General features: G+C 67.9%; 13 protein-coding genes. 5 read left to right on the top strand and 8 right to left on the bottom strand.

Features of this window, described 5'->3' with window-relative positions; translation table 11 throughout:
* The first annotated feature begins 341 nt into the window (after positions 1-341).
* Positions 342-740: a septum formation family protein gene (locus ACPPVW_RS15650; RefSeq protein WP_426623998.1), complete on the top strand. Its 399-nt coding sequence runs from the start codon at positions 342-344 to the stop codon at positions 738-740.
* On the opposite strand, the gene ACPPVW_RS15645 is transcribed toward ACPPVW_RS15650, so the two are convergent.
* From ACPPVW_RS15645 to ACPPVW_RS15620, 6 genes are all read right to left on the bottom strand, one after another.
* Positions 694-1617 (bottom strand): alpha/beta fold hydrolase, encoded by a 924-nt coding sequence (locus ACPPVW_RS15645; RefSeq protein ID WP_426623997.1) that lies wholly within the window; start codon positions 1615-1617, stop codon positions 694-696. The genes ACPPVW_RS15650 and ACPPVW_RS15645 overlap by 47 nt on opposite strands.
* Positions 1565-2779, bottom strand: a complete 1215-nt coding sequence (locus tag ACPPVW_RS15640; protein WP_426623996.1) for a glycosyltransferase — start codon at positions 2777-2779, stop codon at positions 1565-1567. Before ACPPVW_RS15640 ends, ACPPVW_RS15645 begins: the two co-directional genes overlap by 53 nt.
* 8 nt (positions 2780-2787) lie before the next feature.
* On the bottom strand, positions 2788-3696 hold the full coding sequence (locus ACPPVW_RS15635; protein ID WP_426623995.1) for a hypothetical protein: 909 nt from the start codon (positions 3694-3696) through the stop codon (positions 2788-2790).
* Between the two features lie 288 nt (positions 3697-3984).
* Positions 3985-6372 carry an ATP-binding cassette domain-containing protein gene (locus ACPPVW_RS15630; RefSeq protein WP_426623994.1) on the bottom strand — a complete coding sequence of 796 codons (2388 nt, stop codon included), beginning with the start codon at positions 6370-6372 and terminating at the stop codon, positions 3985-3987.
* A 241-nt stretch (positions 6373-6613) separates the two neighbouring features.
* Positions 6614-8611: a S9 family peptidase gene (locus ACPPVW_RS15625; RefSeq protein ID WP_426623993.1), complete on the bottom strand. Its 1998-nt coding sequence runs from the start codon at positions 8609-8611 to the stop codon at positions 6614-6616.
* On the bottom strand, positions 8608-9396 hold the full coding sequence (locus ACPPVW_RS15620) for an SDR family oxidoreductase (RefSeq protein WP_426623992.1): 789 nt from the start codon (positions 9394-9396) through the stop codon (positions 8608-8610). The genes ACPPVW_RS15625 and ACPPVW_RS15620 overlap by 4 nt, the downstream gene beginning before the upstream one ends.
* 127 nt (positions 9397-9523) lie before the next feature.
* Here ACPPVW_RS15620 and ACPPVW_RS15615 point away from each other — a divergent pair, with 127 nt between their 5' ends.
* From ACPPVW_RS15615 to ACPPVW_RS15600, 4 genes are all read left to right on the top strand, one after another.
* Complete coding sequence (locus ACPPVW_RS15615) at positions 9524-10024, top strand: NfeD family protein (protein WP_426623991.1); 501 nt, start codon at positions 9524-9526, stop codon at positions 10022-10024.
* A complete protein-coding gene (locus ACPPVW_RS15610) occupies positions 10021-10986 on the top strand; it encodes an SPFH domain-containing protein (protein WP_426623990.1) in 966 nt (321 codons plus the stop codon). The genes ACPPVW_RS15615 and ACPPVW_RS15610 overlap by 4 nt, the downstream gene beginning before the upstream one ends.
* On the top strand, positions 10983-11732 hold the full coding sequence (locus ACPPVW_RS15605) for a glycerophosphodiester phosphodiesterase family protein (protein ID WP_426623989.1): 750 nt from the start codon (positions 10983-10985) through the stop codon (positions 11730-11732). The genes ACPPVW_RS15610 and ACPPVW_RS15605 overlap by 4 nt, the downstream gene beginning before the upstream one ends.
* 117 nt (positions 11733-11849) lie before the next feature.
* On the top strand, positions 11850-12221 hold the full coding sequence (locus ACPPVW_RS15600; protein ID WP_426623988.1) for an RNA polymerase-binding protein RbpA: 372 nt from the start codon (positions 11850-11852) through the stop codon (positions 12219-12221).
* Between the two features lie 30 nt (positions 12222-12251).
* Here ACPPVW_RS15600 and lnt read toward each other — a convergent pair whose 3' ends face one another.
* Complete coding sequence (gene lnt, locus ACPPVW_RS15595) at positions 12252-13850, bottom strand: apolipoprotein N-acyltransferase (RefSeq protein ID WP_426623987.1); 1599 nt, start codon at positions 13848-13850, stop codon at positions 12252-12254.
* A gap of 59 nt (positions 13851-13909) precedes the next feature.
* Entirely contained in the window at positions 13910-16345 is a 2436-nt protein-coding gene (locus ACPPVW_RS15590) for a DEAD/DEAH box helicase (RefSeq protein WP_426623986.1), read from the bottom strand.
* Between the last annotated feature and the right edge of the window lie 8 nt (positions 16346-16353).

Raw genomic sequence — 16353 nt, 5'->3', positions numbered from 1 at the left:
CGCTGGTCGCCGCCGGGCTGGCGCCGACCCTCGCCGACCCATGAGTCGCGCGATCGTAGGATGAACCTGTGAGAGTCAGCCGGCCGCGTCACCCCGAGCCACGGACAGCCGACACCTCCGACGGCCTATCGCGCCGAGGCTGGATCGTTGTCGTGGCCGTCACGGCAGCCGTCTTGGTCGGATTGGCGGGCGCTGCGGCCTTCGCACTCGCACCCACATCCGGTCACGCGCCCGCATCAGCGTCAGAGCCGCCATCGGAGAACGCCGCACCGCAGCCGAACCTGGCACCCTCTCCCCTGGGCCTTCCGCCCCGTCCGACCCCGACGCAGGCTGTCGCGACAGTGCCGTTCCGTCCGCTCGGCACACTCACGCCCGGCGACTGCCTCCAGACCTACACCTCGAAGTCCGCAGACTCCTATCCGGTGATCGACTGCGGGTCGCCGCATATCGCCCAGTTGCTGTCGAAGGGCGAACTCCCCCAATCGTCCGATGCGGCCTACCCGGGTGAGGAGGCTCTCGACACGCAGATCGGCGACCTCTGCGGACAGCATCTCGACTGGGATTGGGTCAGGGTCCGGAACGAGGACGTCCAGGTCGACCTGCGCTACGCCGACACCGCGGCGTCGTGGGCCTCCGGAGACCGGGAGCGCCGTCGCCTCCGGCTGACGCACCTCGAACTCCGATGTGGTCCGCTCAGGCGCGGAGTTCGTTACCCACGACCGTGCGATCCCAGTCGCTGATCACAATGGCCAGTGCGTGAGCTTCCTCGTACGGGAGAAGATGGCCGCGATCGGGAAAGACGTGAAACGTACCGGATCGCAGACCGGCGGCATACGCCGCGCATGCGGATGTCGCACTGAGCGGATCGCGATCTGCGGCTAGGAGCAGCGTTGGGCGGTCGAAAGGAGTCCCGAAGTCGCTGACAGTGGTAGACATCGACGCCTCGAATGCCTCGAGAACTACGTCGCGCGACGCGAACGCTCCCACTTGGCGGAAGTGCTCGTCCCTGATCCATCTCCTCAGCGCGCGATCGCTCGTGCTGGTCATGAGCGTGGCGCCGATGCCGGCGATGAGTCGGCTTGCGAGCAGTCGGTGGCCCAGCGTCGGCGGGAGACGCTCCGCCAGCGCGTAGTAGAAGCGGGTCGCGGCAGTTGCAACGCGTTTCGGCCCACTGAGCGGCGACTCGAGAATCGGGTTGATCAACACCGCGGCGTCATGCGCAGCACCGCTCGCGATCGCGGAACCGACGATGACGCTCCCCAAAGAATGCCCGAGAAGCACGCGCGGGCGCGGCAACGCCGCTGCAAGCTCGGTGAGCCAGAGTCCGTAGCCGGAGGCATCATGTGTGCCGGGCAACGGAGTGGAGCGGCCGGCGCCCGGGAGATCCGGTGCGAGCACTCGGAACCCGCGCGACGCGAGGCGGACGGCGAGGGGTTCGAGGCCGAAGTGCGTGCCGCGGAAGCCGTGCACTGCCAGCACCACCGGCGCGTCGTTCTGTCCGTATGCGTACACCGATGTCTGGGAGCCGGCCACCGTCAGGGAAATCACTTCGGCGTGCTCATGCTCAGGCTGCATACTGCTCACTCCTCGACGGGCTGGCCGCACGCCGCTTTCCATGAATGATCTGCGCCCGTCGGTAAAGTTCTTCGGCTCGAGCAGTGAGGTTGCTCTGCATGAACTTCTCTGAAGGCTCGGGTCGCGGCCCGTCTCGGAACGCGTTCAGAACGAACTGACGTATCGCAGCTGCGAACGAGTCGATGGACCCTTCCGCTGCGGTGTGACGCAGACCCGCGGGGAGGTCGAGCGCGATGTTGGAGTCGCGCAGGATCACCGGCGTGCCGACGGATACCGCTTCGTAGACGGTGAGCCCTTGGGTTTCGTAGCCGACGGAACTCTGCACGACGGCGTCGGCGTCGCGCATTGCCCGCAGCACACGCTGATGCGATACCGTGCCGAAGAAGGTGACATAACGATCGATCCCGAGCTCCGCGCTCCTTCTCCGGGCATTGGCGAGGTCGCTGCCTGCGCCGTAGACGTGGATATCAGCCTCGACACCCGCGCGGGAGAACGCTTCGAAGAAGTCGCCGATGCGCTTTTCCTGGCTGACTCGGCCAGGCCAGAGAAGCAGCGGCCTGCTCCTCTGGGGACGAGGGAAACCGCGGACGGTCCTGACCAGACCATCATCGACCCCGGTGGGAAGCACATGGATCTCGTCCTCGATGCCGTATCCGTGGAGGCGCTCGGCGAAGTGCTTGCTTGGTGCGATGATCACGTCAGCACGATCGGCGAACGCTCTCGTGTAGTCGGCGATGTTCCGAATCCGAGATGAATGGAGGAAACGCTGTTGAGCAGCGTAGAGCAGCCAGAAAGCCGTGCGCGGGAACGGAAAGATGGCAGGAAGCCCGACCTCGATGTTCGTATGCATCGTGTGAACGATCGGCAGATCGTGCCGCGCGGCGAACCGGTAGCCGTTCCACGCACCCCAGACATCCCCCTGGATATGCACGCAATCAACGGGGGGCTTGTCGGCGAAGGCCAGGTCGATGGCATCGTCGAACCGTGTTCCAGCGAGGCTGACCGAGTGCTCGCCGACCTGAATCGCTCCGACCGTCACGTCGCCGGGACGCGCATACCCTGACGACGGGGTGCGTTTTGACTTGGGCGCGCAAACGGTGACGGAGTGACCGCGTTGCTCGAGGTGCTGGCGCTGCACGCCGAGGGAGACCTGGAGACCGCCGAGCGTGGCCGGATGTTGGTCGCTGAAAAAGGCGAGATGCATGACGATTCCTAACGCTGCGGGATGTATTCGATCGAGGGCGCCTCGCCGCGAACCGCAGCGGTCGACTCGGATGCGCGGTCCAGACGGCTGACGCCGGCGACCCCGATGCACGCGAGTGCACCGCACACGATCAACCCGATGACGGGCAGGGGTTCCAGAGACGCCTCGCCGAGAACGGTGATGCCGATCACCGCCGCGGTGAGCGGATCGACGATCGTGAGGCCGGCGACGACGACGGGCGCAGGAAAGTAGCGGTGCGACCGCTGGAGGAGGATGTTGGCCACGACGCCTGCTGCCCCGACGACGCCGAGCCCCAGCAGCGTGCTCGGCTCGGTCATTGTCGGCACCAGCCCGTGAGCTTGGACGAGTGTGACGATCGTCTTGAAGACGGTCGTGACGCATCCGAACACCATCGCCCCGGCGATCAATCCGAAGAACCGGGCTCCGGGAGCCGTGGTGCTCCACCCGAAGATCACGGCACTGAGCCCGAGGAGGGTGAGCGCCGCGAGGATCGAGGTCGCGAACGCGAACTGCATCCGCATGTCGTGAATGAGGTCGCCGACAGGGGTCTGGACGGCGAGGATCGCGATGAAGCCGAGGATCCCGACGATGCAGAGCATCACGGAGAACACGCCGGAACGCGTCATCGCGCCCCGTCCGAAAACTGCGGATGCTGCGAGAGCCACCACGCTCATCGATTGCACAGCGCTGACCGGCGTGAGCGCGAGCGCGATGAAGTTCGTGGACACCGCGATACCCAGCAGGAGAAGACCGAGCAGCCAGCGCGGCGAGCGCAAGAACGAGCGCCACCGACCGTCTGCCGCGAAGACAGCGCGCGACTGCAGCTCGGAACCACTGGCAAGCAGAAGCGCTCCCCCGAATGCCACTGCGAGGCCGAGGAGGAAGGAGACCGTCACACTACTCGCCTCCCCGAACGAACCACCGACGTCGGGCGCCGCATTCCCGACGCTCTAGTTCGCATGATTGATCATAACATGGTTTCATTGCAGGGCTGAGGTGTGAAATACCTGTGCAAATAGATTACCATGCGATCGTCGCGGGTGCCTCGGTCGACGATGAAAGGAACGCGGATCGGCCGCAGCCGCTCGTAGGCCCTGACCTCCGCAACCGTTCCTACGCGTGACTTCTCGACGAACTCGCGTTACGAGCCGTCCGGGAGTGCTTTCGCCTGCGCCTGACGCGCGTCAGGCCCCGACGTACTCCGCCAGGTGCTGCCCCGTCAGCGTCGAACGCGCCGCGACCAGGTCGGCCGGCTTTCCCTCGAAGACGATGCGGCCGCCGTCATGTCCGGCGCCCGGGCCGAGATCGACGATCCAGTCGGCGTGCGCCATGACCGCCTGATGGTGCTCGATCACGATGACCGACTTCCCGGAGTCGACCAGGCGGTCCAGCAGCGCAAGCAGCTGCTCGACATCGGCCAGGTGGAGGCCCGTCGTCGGCTCGTCGAGCACGTAGACGCCGCCCTTCTCGGCCATGTGGGTCGCGAGCTTGAGTCGCTGGCGCTCACCGCCCGAGAGCGTCGTCAACGGCTGGCCGATGGTCAGGTAACCGAGCCCCACATCCGCAAGGCGCTGCAGGATGGCGTGAGCGGCGGGGAGTCGGCCATCACCGTGCGCGAAGAACGACTCGGCGTCGTCGACCGACAGCGCGAGCACCTCGCTGATGTCCAGCCCGCCGAACCGGTATTCCAGCACGGACGCGTCGAATCGCTTGCCCTCGCACACCTCGCAGACCGTCGAGACGCCGGCCATCACGCCCAGATCCGTGTAGATGACGCCCGCGCCATTGCAGTTGGGGCATGCGCCCTTCGAGTTCGCGCTGAACAGGGCGGGCTTCACGCCGTTTGCTTTGGCGAACGCCTTGCGGATGGGCTCCAGCAGCCCCGTGTAGGTAGCCGGGTTGCTGCGCCGCGACCCGCGGATGGCCGTCTGATCGATCGCGACGACGCCGTCGCGCGTGGCGACCGAGCCGTGGATGAGCGAACTCTTGCCCGAGCCGGCGACCCCGGTGACGACCACCAGGACGCCGAGCGGGATGTCGACGTCGACCTCCTGGAGATTGTGCTCGTTCGCGCCGCGGACCTCCAGCACGCCGGTCTTCGCCCGGACCGACCCCTTGACCGACGACCGGTCGTCGAGGTGCCGACCGGTGAGCGTGTCGCTCCCCCGCAACCCGTCGATCGTCCCCTCGTAGACGATCTCTCCCCCGGCCGTTCCCGCGCGCGGCCCCAGGTCGACGACATGGTCGGCGATCGCGATCATCTCCGGCTTGTGCTCGACGACGAGCACGGTGTTGCCCTTGTCGCGCAGCTGCACCAGCAGCCCGTTCATCCGCTGCATGTCGTGGGGGTGCAGACCGATCGACGGCTCGTCGAAGACATAGGTGATGTCGGTGAGCGACGAACCGAGGTGGCGGATCATCTTGGTGCGCTGCGCCTCTCCTCCCGACAGGGTCCCGGAGGGCCGGTCCAGCGAGAGATAGCCCAGACCGATGTCGACGAACGAGTCGAGCGTGCTCTGCAGGTTCGCGAGCAGCGGCGCCACCGAAGGCTCGTCGAGCTGCCGCATCCAGTCGGCGAGGTCGCTGAGTTGCATCGCGCACACGTCCGCGATGCTGACGCCACCGATCAACGACGAGCGCGCACCTTCGTTGAGCCGTGTCCCGTGGCACTCGGGACACGGAGCGAACGTCACCGCGCGCTCGACGAACGTGCGGATGTGCGGCTGCATGGCGTCGACGTCTTTGGACAGCATCGATTTCTGCACGCGAGGGACGAGTCCCTCGTAGGTGAGGTTGATGCCGTTGATCTTGACCTTCAGCGGCTCCTTGTAGAGGAAGTCGTGAAGCTCGGTCTCCGAGTAGTCGCGGATCGGTTTGTTCGGATCGAAGAAGCCCGACTCGCTGAACATCCGGACGGACCAGCCGTCGGCCGTATAGCCCGGCACGGTGATGGCGCCGCCGCTCAGCGACCTGCTCTCGTCGTAGAGCTGCGTCAGGTCGATCTCGGAGGCCATGCCCATGCCCTCGCAGTGCGGGCACATGCCGCCCGTCTGCTCGAACGCGCGCCGGACGGTCGAACCCTCCTTGCCCTCGATCGTGATGGCGCCGGTGCCCCGCACCGTCGGGATGTTGAACGAGAACGCCTGCGGTGAGCCGATGTGAGGCTGCCCGAGCCTGCTGAACAGGATGCGGAGCATCGCGTTCGCGTCGGTGACGGTTCCGACCGTCGAGCGCGCGTTCGCGCCCATGCGCTCCTGGTCGACGAGGATCGCCGTCGTCAGTCCCTCGAGCACGTCGACGTCCGGGCGAGCGAGCGACGGCATGAACCCCTGCACGAAGGCACTGTAGGTCTCGTTGATGAGCCGCTGCGACTCGGCGGCGATGGTGCCGAAGACGAGCGAGCTCTTGCCCGACCCGGAGACGCCCGTGAACACGGTCAGGCGACGCTTCGGGAGGTCGACGCTGACGTCCTTCAGATTGTTCTCACGCGCGCCGCGGACGCGGATGACGTCGTGGGCGTCCGCTGCCGCTGCGCCGCTGGAAGAGGTGGTCCCCGTGCTGGCCGTGGTCATTCGATGTGCTCCGTCCGTTCGGTCTCCACCTCGATCTAAGCAGGTGCCCCTGACGGCGCGCCCCTCCCGCGCGCGCCGAATCGGCGTCGGGATACTCGGCCGCGGAATCGGAAGCGGCGTCCGCACGCTCGTCGCCGGTGTAGTGGCTCTCGAAGACGTGTCGACGGATCATCCGGATCGTCCGCGCATTCACCTTCGGCCGCGAGGGGCTCAGAGCGAGCCGCGGGGTAGCGGCAACCGTCTAGCGGCCGTCGCCCTGAACCGAGAGGTGGCGCTGCCACCAATCGAGGATGATCTCAAAGCGCTCCCGGCGGTGCCGCGGACGCCCACTACGGCTGAGCTCGTGGTCTTCGCCCGGGAAGATCACGAGCTCGGCCTCGACGCCGTTGCGCTTGAGCGCCGCATAGTAGCGCTCCGCCTGACCGAGCGGGCATCGCAGGTCGTTGGCTGAATGGACGACGAGGGTCGGCGTCGTGACCCGCTCGACGACAGACTGCGGGCTCTGCGCAGCGATCAGGGCCGGGTCGGTCCCCGTGTACTCGTCGCTGAAGAAGCTGCCGATGTCGCTCGTGCCCATGAACGCGGCGGGATCGAGGAAGCCGCGCTCGACGATCGCCGCGGCGAACCGATGGTCGTGGGCGATCGTCCACGCGGTGAGGTACCCGCCGTACGAGCCGCCCATCACGCCGACGCGCTCGGCGTCGAGGCCGGGCTCTGCGGCGCACGCGCCGTCGAGGAAGTCGAGCGCGTCGTACAGGTCGACCGTCCCCATCCGCTGACGGATGGTGCGGCCGTGCTCCTGCCCGTAGCCGGCCGATCCGCGTGGGTTGCACATCACGACCGCATAGCCGGCGGCCGCGTACACCTGCGCCTCGTCGAACAACGCCGCGGTGTAGGCGGCGAACGGGCCGCCGTGGATGGTGAGGAGCACCGGGTGCGGACCGGAACCCTGCGGCGCCACGACCCAGCCGTGGATCGGGTAGCCGTCGCGTCCCTCGACCGTGAGCGCGCGAGGGGCGATGATCCCCGCCGCGCGCAGGCCCCGGGAGAAGTCGGTCAGGGTTCGCACGCCGTCGTCGTCGACCACCGCGACGTCACCCGCCGTGGCGGCGTTCGCGATGCTCGCGACGATCGTGTCGCCCGCCACCCCTGCACCGTTCACCACGGTCGCGTCGTCGGTGAGGCGCCGGGCGGTGCCGTCGGCGCGGACCTCCGTGAGCACCAGTGAACCGCGCCGCCGGTCGGTCACGAGAGCGCTGTCGTCACGGTAGGCGACGATGTCCGACTCGGTCAGGTCCACGGTCTCCGGGTCGGTCAGGCGCCGGGGCGCGGAGCCGGGACGCTCGATCGCGTAGAGGGCCGTGTTCCTGGCCACGAAGTCTCGCCCGCTCTCCCCCACGTCCTGCGCGCTGAAGTAGAGCACACCGTTGAGCCCGTACGCGACGGCGACGATCGAGAGGCTGCTGTGCTCCGCCGTCGCGTCGACGGGGTCACCGCTGCCGTCGAGCGGCACGAGGAAGACGCTCGAGCGCAGGTCGTGGTCGCGGCTCTCGTGACGAGCCGAGACGAACGCCAGCGTGGCGCCGTCCGGCGAGAACGCGATCGTCGTGTCGTCCCAGTCCCCCGATGTGAGCGCGCGGGGCGTCGCGACTGTCGGCGCGGGTGCCAGGGAGCCGTCCGGCTCCGCGACGGGAGAGATCGCCGGCTCCGCCCAGACATCGGGAACGGGCACGACGTACACGTGTGCGCGGCGGTCCGTGATGTAGCCGAGCCCGTTCTGCTGATACTTCACCGTGTCGAAACGACGCGGGCGCTCCGCGTTCGGATCGATGCCGTCGACCGTGCCGTAACGGCCCTGCTCGGGCTCGCGGCTGACGAACGCCAGCGACCGACCATCGGGCGCCCAGGCGAACTCGGTCACGCCGAGAGTGCGATTCGTGACCGCGACCGGCTCACCGCCGGCGGCGTCGACCACGCACAGTTGCGGCGGCGATTTCGGTACCGCGCGCAGGAAGGCGATCAGGCGTCCATCGGGCGAGAAGCGCGGCGCCGTATCGCGGAATCCACGGGTGAGCCGACGGGGAGCCGCGTGGCCGGAGAGCGGGATGTTCCAGAGCTGGCCGACAGAGGCGTCGGCCGTGAGGGACGGATGCGTCACCGACACGACAGCGCGGGAGCCACTGGGGTGGACGGAGGGGCGCGAAACGTCGGTCAGGAGCTCGAGATCGGACGACTTCATTCGGAGACCGGCTCGAAGCTCGACACGTCCCCGACCAGGCGGGTGTGGTCGGCCGGGACCGGGTCGACGACAGCGGCGGCGACCTCCGCGGCGAACTCGCCGACATTGTAGAGGCGGCCCGCCGCCTCTTTTCGTGCATCGATCGCGCCGGGATTCAGCCGGTTGAGCAGGGTCGCCGTGATCGTTCCCTCGATCATGTCGCCCGAGACGACCACGAACTCGATGCCTTTCTCGTCCAGACCCGGGAGGAGGACGCGCAGGGCGTCCTCACCCGCACGTTTGCTGAGGGCGACCGCCTCGTACTCGGGCATCGTGGGAGTGGTGCGGATGAAGTGCGCCTGGTGGCTGGTGACGAACACCACGCGGGACCCGGGACCCATCAGCGGCAGCGCGGCGTTCAGGGCATTCACCTGAGCGTCGCGGTTGAGCTGCATGGCGTAGTCCTCGGCCATACCGGGCTCCATGCCGCCCGAGGCGTTGAGCACCAGGATGTCGAGCCCGCCCCACGCGTCGGCGACCGCCTGGAACAGCGCCGTGACCGACTCGGCATCGGTGAGATCGGCGCCGACCGTGATGGCCGTGCCGCCCTTCTCGCGGATGGCGTCGGCCAGCTTGACGGCGCGCACCTCCTTGTTGCGGTAGTTGATCGCGACGGATGCGCCCGCGCCGGCGAGGTACTGCACCGTGTCGGCGCCGATTCCACGCGACGAACCGGTGACGAGAGCGCGCTGGCCGTCCAAACTGCCTGGCTCGAGGGGGCTGACGGACGCGGACGGGTTGGACACGGATACTCCTAGAGCGTTGGACGACACGGCTTTCTGAGACTACCAAGTGGGTTCCCTGCAGCCGAGCGCGGTAATGCTAGCTTCGTATTAAGTTAGTGACGTAGAGGACACCGGAAGGGGGCCGCTCATGGACATCACATCCTTCGCGTGGATAGCGTGGCTCGTCCTCATCCTCGTCTTCGTGATCATCGAGATGCTGACGCTCGACTTCGTCTTCCTGATGATCGCGGTCGGCAGCCTCGGCGGCCTGATCTCGGGACTCTTCGGCGCACCGTGGTGGCTCCAGCTCGTGATCGCCGCCGCGCTTTCCGTCGTGCTGATCTTCGTCATCCGCCCGCCGCTGCTGCACAGACTCAAGCGTGGAGGCGACCCGACCAAGAGCAACGTCGACGCGTTGATCGGGATGTCGGGCGTCGTGGTCTCGACTGTCTCGCGCACGGCCGGGCTGGTCAAGCTCGCCGTCGGCGAGACGTGGACGTCGCGCCTGTCCACCGCGTCGGGCGGCCCCGTCGAGCTCGTGCCGGGCGAGCACGTCATCGTCCTGAGCATCGAGGGCGCGACGGCCGTCGTCGCCCCATCACCTGTGTCGGCGGGAGCCGACGGCCTCACCGAGAGGAGCATCCCGTGACCGATGTCACCCAGCTCGTCGTGACCATCGTGGTCTCGATCATCGTTCTGGTGATCGCGATCTTCGTGCTGGTCACGTTGTTCCGTGCCATCCGGATCATTCCGCAGGCGCGGGCCGGGGTGGTGGAGCGGCTGGGCCGCTACCACAAGACGCTCACCCCCGGTCTGAACGTGGTCGTCCCGTTCATCGACAAGGTGCGCCCGCTCATCGACCTGCGCGAGCAGGTCGTCTCCTTCCCGCCGCAGCCGGTGATCACCGAGGACAACCTCGTGGTATCGATCGACACGGTGGTCTACTTCCAGGTCACCGACGCTCGGGCTGCGACGTACGAGATCGCCAACTACCTCGGCGCCGTCGAGCAGCTCACCACCACCACCCTCCGCAACGTGGTCGGCGGCCTCAACCTCGAGGCCGCGCTGACGAGCCGCGACAACATCAACGGCCAGCTGCGCCTGGTGCTCGACGAAGCCACCGGCAAGTGGGGCATCCGCGTCTCCCGCGTGGAGCTGAAGGCGATCGACCCACCCGTCTCCATCCAGGACTCGATGGAGAAGCAGATGCGCGCGGAGCGCGACCGGCGAGCGCTGATCCTGACGGCCGAGGGCACGAAGCAGTCCGAGATCCTCAACGCGGAGGGCATGCGCCAGGCATCGATCCTCAAGGCGGAAGGCGACGCGAAGGCGGCCGTGCTGCGCGCCGAGGGCGAGGCGAAGGCGATCACCACCGTTTTCGGCGCCATCCACGAGGGCAACCCCGACAGTCTGCTGCTGGCCTACCAGTACCTGCAGACCCTGCCGAAGCTCGCCGACGGCCCCGCGAACAAGCTCTGGATCATCCCGAGTGAGCTCACGGAGGCGCTGAAGGGCATCGGTCAGGCATTCGGGCAGAAGGAGACGCCGGCCGGGCTCCCGGACGGTCCGGGGATCGTTCCGGCATCGACGCAGGCCGCTCCCCCGGCGTGACGTTCCTCGATGGGCCGGGACCGCGCATCATCGCGCATCGCGGTCTCGCGATCGACGCGCCCGAGAACACGCTGCTCGCCTTCCTGAAGGCGCTGAGCGCCGGTGCAACGCACCTGGAGACCGACGTCCACGCCTCAGCCGATGGCGTGGCCGTGATCAGCCACGACGCGGACCTCACCCGCGTCGCCGGCCGCGCCGTGCGCGTGGAGCAGCTCACGACGCCGGAGCTGGGGCGCATCCCGCTCGGACACGGCCAGAGCTTCACGACGCTGGCGGAGGCGCTCGACGCCTTCCCGGAGGCGCGGTTCAACATCGACATCAAGGACGAGCGTGCCGCCGTTCCCACGGCCGCGGCCATCCTCGCTGCGCGGGCGACGGACCGCGTGCTGCTCACCAGCTTCTCGGCGTCTCGCCGCGCAGCCGCGACCGCTGCCCTCCCCGACGTGGCCGTGTCGCCGTCCGTGTCGGAGGTCGTGCCGGCTCTGGTCGGCGCGAAGCTCGGCATCCGCGCGCTGACCGCACGCGCACTGCGGCGGTTCGCGGCCGTGCAGATCCCGGAGCGTCGCGGCCCCGTGCGGCTGGTGACGGCGCGCACGGTACGGGCCGTGCACCGCGCCGGAGCCGAGGTGCACGTCTGGACCATCGACGACGTGGCCGACATGACCCGGCTGCTCGATCTCGGAGTCGACGGCATCGTCACCAATCGCTGCGATCTACTGAAACACCTGGTGAGCGCGCGAAACTGAGCCAACTGGCCTATCTCGATGCTGTGAGCGCCCTGAGAGTGAGGGGCTTCGCGGAAAGATAATCCCCAGCTTGTTGGTTTATAAAAGTGAGGATTCGCGCGAAGAGGAGACCACACGATGGCAGATCGCAGTTTGCGCGGAATGAGGCTTGGCGCACAGAGCTTACAAAGCGAAGAAGGCGTCGTCTACTCTCCGCGTACCCGTTATACCTACCTGTGCCCGAGCTGCGGCAAAGAGACCGAAATGGTCTTCTCTGCCGAGGCGGAAGCTCCCGATGCCTGGGAATGCAAGCACTGCGGCCACGAGGCCCGCTTGCTGATCGACGACAAGCCTGTCGAGATCGACCACTCGGACGTCAAGACGCCGCGCAGCCACTGGGACATGCTCCTGGAGCGCCGCACCCGCGCCGAGCTCGAGGAACTGCTCGAGGAGCGCCTGCAGTACCTGCGGGCGCGCCGCGGCACGAGCGAGCACAAGCACACAGCCTGACGCTGCCGCCCGACTCGGCCCCTCTCACCCTTACAGTGAGAGGGGCCTTTTCATTGAGAGGGAACCGTCGATGCGCGGATCCGCGCGTCGCCGGGCGAACGAGGCGACGATCAGCCCGAAGAGCCCGAGGCCGGCGACCAGGAACTCGATCCCTCGGCTGAGCAGCGTCGCGGGAGTGGTCGTCGTGCCCAGCGGGACGTCCGCCACCATGTGCCCCGGCTCGAACGGCGGGATCTGGGTGATCGTGCGGCCGTCTGGAGCGATGATCTGGCTGCTGCCGACGGTGGAGATGTTCACCAGCGCCCGGCCCGACTCGATCGCCCGCAGGCGTGCGATGGCCAGCTGCTGCTCGTTCTCGTCGGTCTCGCCGAAGTCGGCGTTGTTGGTCTGGGCGAGTATCACCTGCGCACGGTCCTGCATCATGTCGGTGAGCAGCTGGTCGTCGACGATGTCGAAGCAGATCGAGATCCCCGCGCGCACGCCGCCTACGTCGAACACGTTGTCGCGGGTCCCCGGCGTGTAGTCGCGTCCGATGAGATCGATCAGCGACGGCGCGAACGGTCGCCAGAACGATCGGTCGGGCACATACTCGCCGAACGGCACCGGATGCTTCTTGTCGTAGTAGTCGACGGCACCCTTTCCGGCCTCCCACTGCAGCGAGGTGTTGAAGTACCTGCCTTCCCGAGCGGTGATGGTGCCGACGATGAAGGGGGCGTCGAATTTGCGCGCCAGCGCATCGAGCGCGGTGGCGCTCGCCGGGTCTCGCGTCGGGTCGGGTTGGACGGAACCTTCCGGCCACACCACCATGTCGACCTTCCGGGGGCCGGTCACTTGGCTCATCGGTATGTCATTGGTGGCATCGACCTGCGCGTTCAGCACCGCATACGGAAGGTTGCCCGGGTCGAAGTAGCCCGCCGGCCCGTTGCCCTGAACGGCGGCGATCCGGGTCGTGCCGTTCGTCGTGGCCGGCCAGGAGGGCACTGCGAGCACGAGCGCGACCGCACCGGCGGCCAGCACCGTCCGGAGGGACGGCCGGACGTCGACGGCGAACGTCGCCTCCACGATCAGCGCGACCAGCCACACCATCACGAAGCTCACCCCGGCGATCCCGAGCCACGCCGTGAGCGGCGCGAGCGGGCTCTCGGACTGGGATTCAGCCACCCGGCCCCACGAGAACCCGCCATAGGGCCAGTTCCCCGTGACGTACTCCCGCAACACCCAGAGGCCCGCGACGACAACCGGCAGGAGGCCAAGCCGACCGGCGATGCCGGGCCACGCTCGCGGCACCCAGCGATAGGCCAGCGTGATCAGGATGCCTCCGACGCCCCAGAACAGCGCCTCCAGGGTCGACAGAGCGACCCAGGGAACCGGACCGAGGTAGAGCGCGGTCCACGACACATGGACGAGATAGAACGACTCGCCGGCCAGCCAACCGACGAGGAACGCGGAGCCGGCGCGCCGACCGCGCTGGGCGAGCAGCACCATCCCGATGCCGACGAACGTGAGCGGCCACCAGTCACGGTCCGGGAAGCCGGCGTCGAGCACCGGCCCTGCCGCGACGGCGACCAGCACTGCGAGCCGCAACGGCAACGGAGCACGCAGTAGAGGGGCGCGCAGCGATCGGGTCACGAAGGGAGAGCTTAAGGCATCCCGCTCTGTGCTCCGCTCAGGCTGACCGTCGCGCCCGCTCACTCCACAGCGGAGTAGGCGACGATCCCGCGCCGGATGGACTCCAGCGCCTGGCGCGCGGTGCGGCCGACATTGCCCTGCGCGACGAGCGAGAGCTGATCCAGGAGGTCGATGGTCTGCTTGGCCCAACGCACAAAGTCGCCGGCCGCCATGTCGGCCTCCCGCAGAACGAGGTCCAGCGCCGCCCCACGAGCCCACTGGTACATCGCCAGCGCGAGCGCCGTCGAGATCGGGTCGCTGCCCGGCAGCCGCTTCTCGCGTTCGAGGTCGTCGAGCCGCGCCCAGAGGTCGGTGGTGCGCTCCAGCGCCGGCCGGAAGGCGCCGCGGGGCAGATTCCGGTCGTGGGCCAGTCCATCGTCGCGCCGCGGCTCGAACACCAGAGCGCACGCCATCGCGGCGAGGCTCGCCGCGTCGAGCTCCTTCCATACCCCTCGCCGGAGGCATTCGGCCACGAGGAGGTCGCGCTCCCCGTAGATCCGCTTGAGCGTGCGACCGTGAACCGTCAGGCTCGTCTCGCCGCCCTCTGCCGTGAGGTAGCCCAGCTCCAGCAAGACGTCGGAGACGCGGTCGAAGACCTTCGCTACGGCGCCGGTCCGCGACTGGATCTGCGCGCTCAGGCGGTCAGTCTCACGCTTGAGCTTCCACCAGCGTTCCGACCAGCGTGCGTGCTGCTCACGATCGGTGCAGCGGTGGCACGGGTGTTCCCGCAGCCGCTTGCGGAGCGCGGTGAGCTGACGCTGACGCTTGTCCCGATCCGACCGGGAGGCGTTCTCGGCACGCTGTCCCTTCTTCTCCAGGTCGCTCAGCTCACGCCGGATGCGGGAGTACTCGCGGAAGTCGCCGAGATGGCACTCCATCGCCTTCTCGTAGCCCGCGAGGGACTCCTCCTGCTGCTTGACCTTGCGAGCCAGGTCGACGACGGCACGGTCGGCCTGGAACTGCGCGAACGACGATTCCAGGATCTCGCGCGTGCGCTCGCGACCGAACTGGTCGACGAGGTTGACTGCCATGTTGTACGTGGGCCGGAAGCTCGAGTTGAGCGGATAGCTGCGGCGGGAGGCGAGCGACGCGACCGCCTGCGGGTCGAGGCCGTCCTCCCACTGGATCACGGAATGGCCCTCGACGTCGATGCCTCGCCGGCCCGCACGCCCGGTCAGCTGGGTGTACTCCCCCGCCGTGATCGGCACGCGCGACTCTCCGTTGAACTTCTCCAGCTTCTCGAGAACGACAGTGCGGGCGGGCATGTTGATGCCGAGCGCGAGCGTCTCGGTCGCGAAGACGACCTTCACCAGCTTGCGCCGGAACAACTCCTCCACGACCTCCTTGAAAGCGGGCAGGAGGCCCGCGTGGTGGGCCGCCACACCGCGCTCGAGGCCCTCCAGCCACTCCCAGTAGCCGAGGACGGCCAGGTCCTCGTCGAGGAGGTTCCGGCAGCGCTCCTCCACGATCGCGCGGATCTCGTCGCGCTCGTGCGCCTCGGTCAGCCGGATGCCCTCCCGGAGCGTCTGCCGGACAGCCGCGTCGCAGCCGTTGCGGCTGAAGATGAAGAAGATCGCCGGGAGCAGGTTATGCTCGCCGAGCAGCCGCACGAGGTCGGCCCGGTTCATCCGAAAGGTGTCGGGCCGGCCTCCGCGGGAATGGTAGCGACCCACGTCCCGCATCTGACGGCTGCTCAGCACACGGCCACCGTAGCGTGCCATCTGCACGAGCTCAGGATTCACCCGGTTGGTGGCGGCGAGGCCGGACGAGTCGAATAGGTCGATGAGCTTGGAGCGCATGAGGATGTGCTGCTCCAGTGGCACCGGCCGCTCCTCGGAGACGACGACGTCGGTGTCGCCGCGCACCGCCTGCAGCCAGTCACCGAACTCCTCGGCGTTGGACACCGTCGCGCTGAGCGAGACCATGCGCACCGCCGCGGGCAGGTGGATGATGACCTCCTCCCAGACGGCGCCGCGGAACCGGTCGGCCAGGTAGTGCACCTCGTCCATCACCACATAGGCCAGATCGGCCAACAGGTCGGAGTCGGCGTAGAGCATGTTGCGGAGCACCTCGGTCGTCATCACGACGATCCGGGCGCGCGAGTTGATGTTGGTGTCGCCGGTGAGGAGGCCGACCGACTCCGCGCCGTAAGTCTGCACGAGCTCCTGAAACTTCTGGTTGCTCAGCGCCTTCATCGGCGTGGTGTAAAACACCTTCTCGTTCACCTCGCGCATAGCGAGGAACACCGCGAACTCGGCCACGACGGTCTTGCCGGCGCCGGTCGGCGCCGCGACCAGCACGCTGCGACCGTTCTCGAGGCTCGCGCAGGCTTCGCGCTGGAACGGGTCGAGGTCGAACCGCAGCCCGGCCCGGAACGTCTCAAGGAGCGGCTGCTTGGCGCGCTGCCGGGAGGCGGCGAAACGCTCGGCCGGAGAGAGCTGCTGCTGGTCGGTCACGCGACCAG

Origin of the sequence: Leifsonia sp. McL0607, from assembly GCF_049993355.1 — a bacterium.
In the GTDB taxonomy this organism is placed as follows: Bacteria; Actinomycetota; Actinomycetes; order Actinomycetales; family Microbacteriaceae; genus Leifsonia.
The sequence above is the reverse complement of the archived record's forward strand: the minus strand, read 5'-3'. Positions and strand labels throughout refer to the sequence as shown.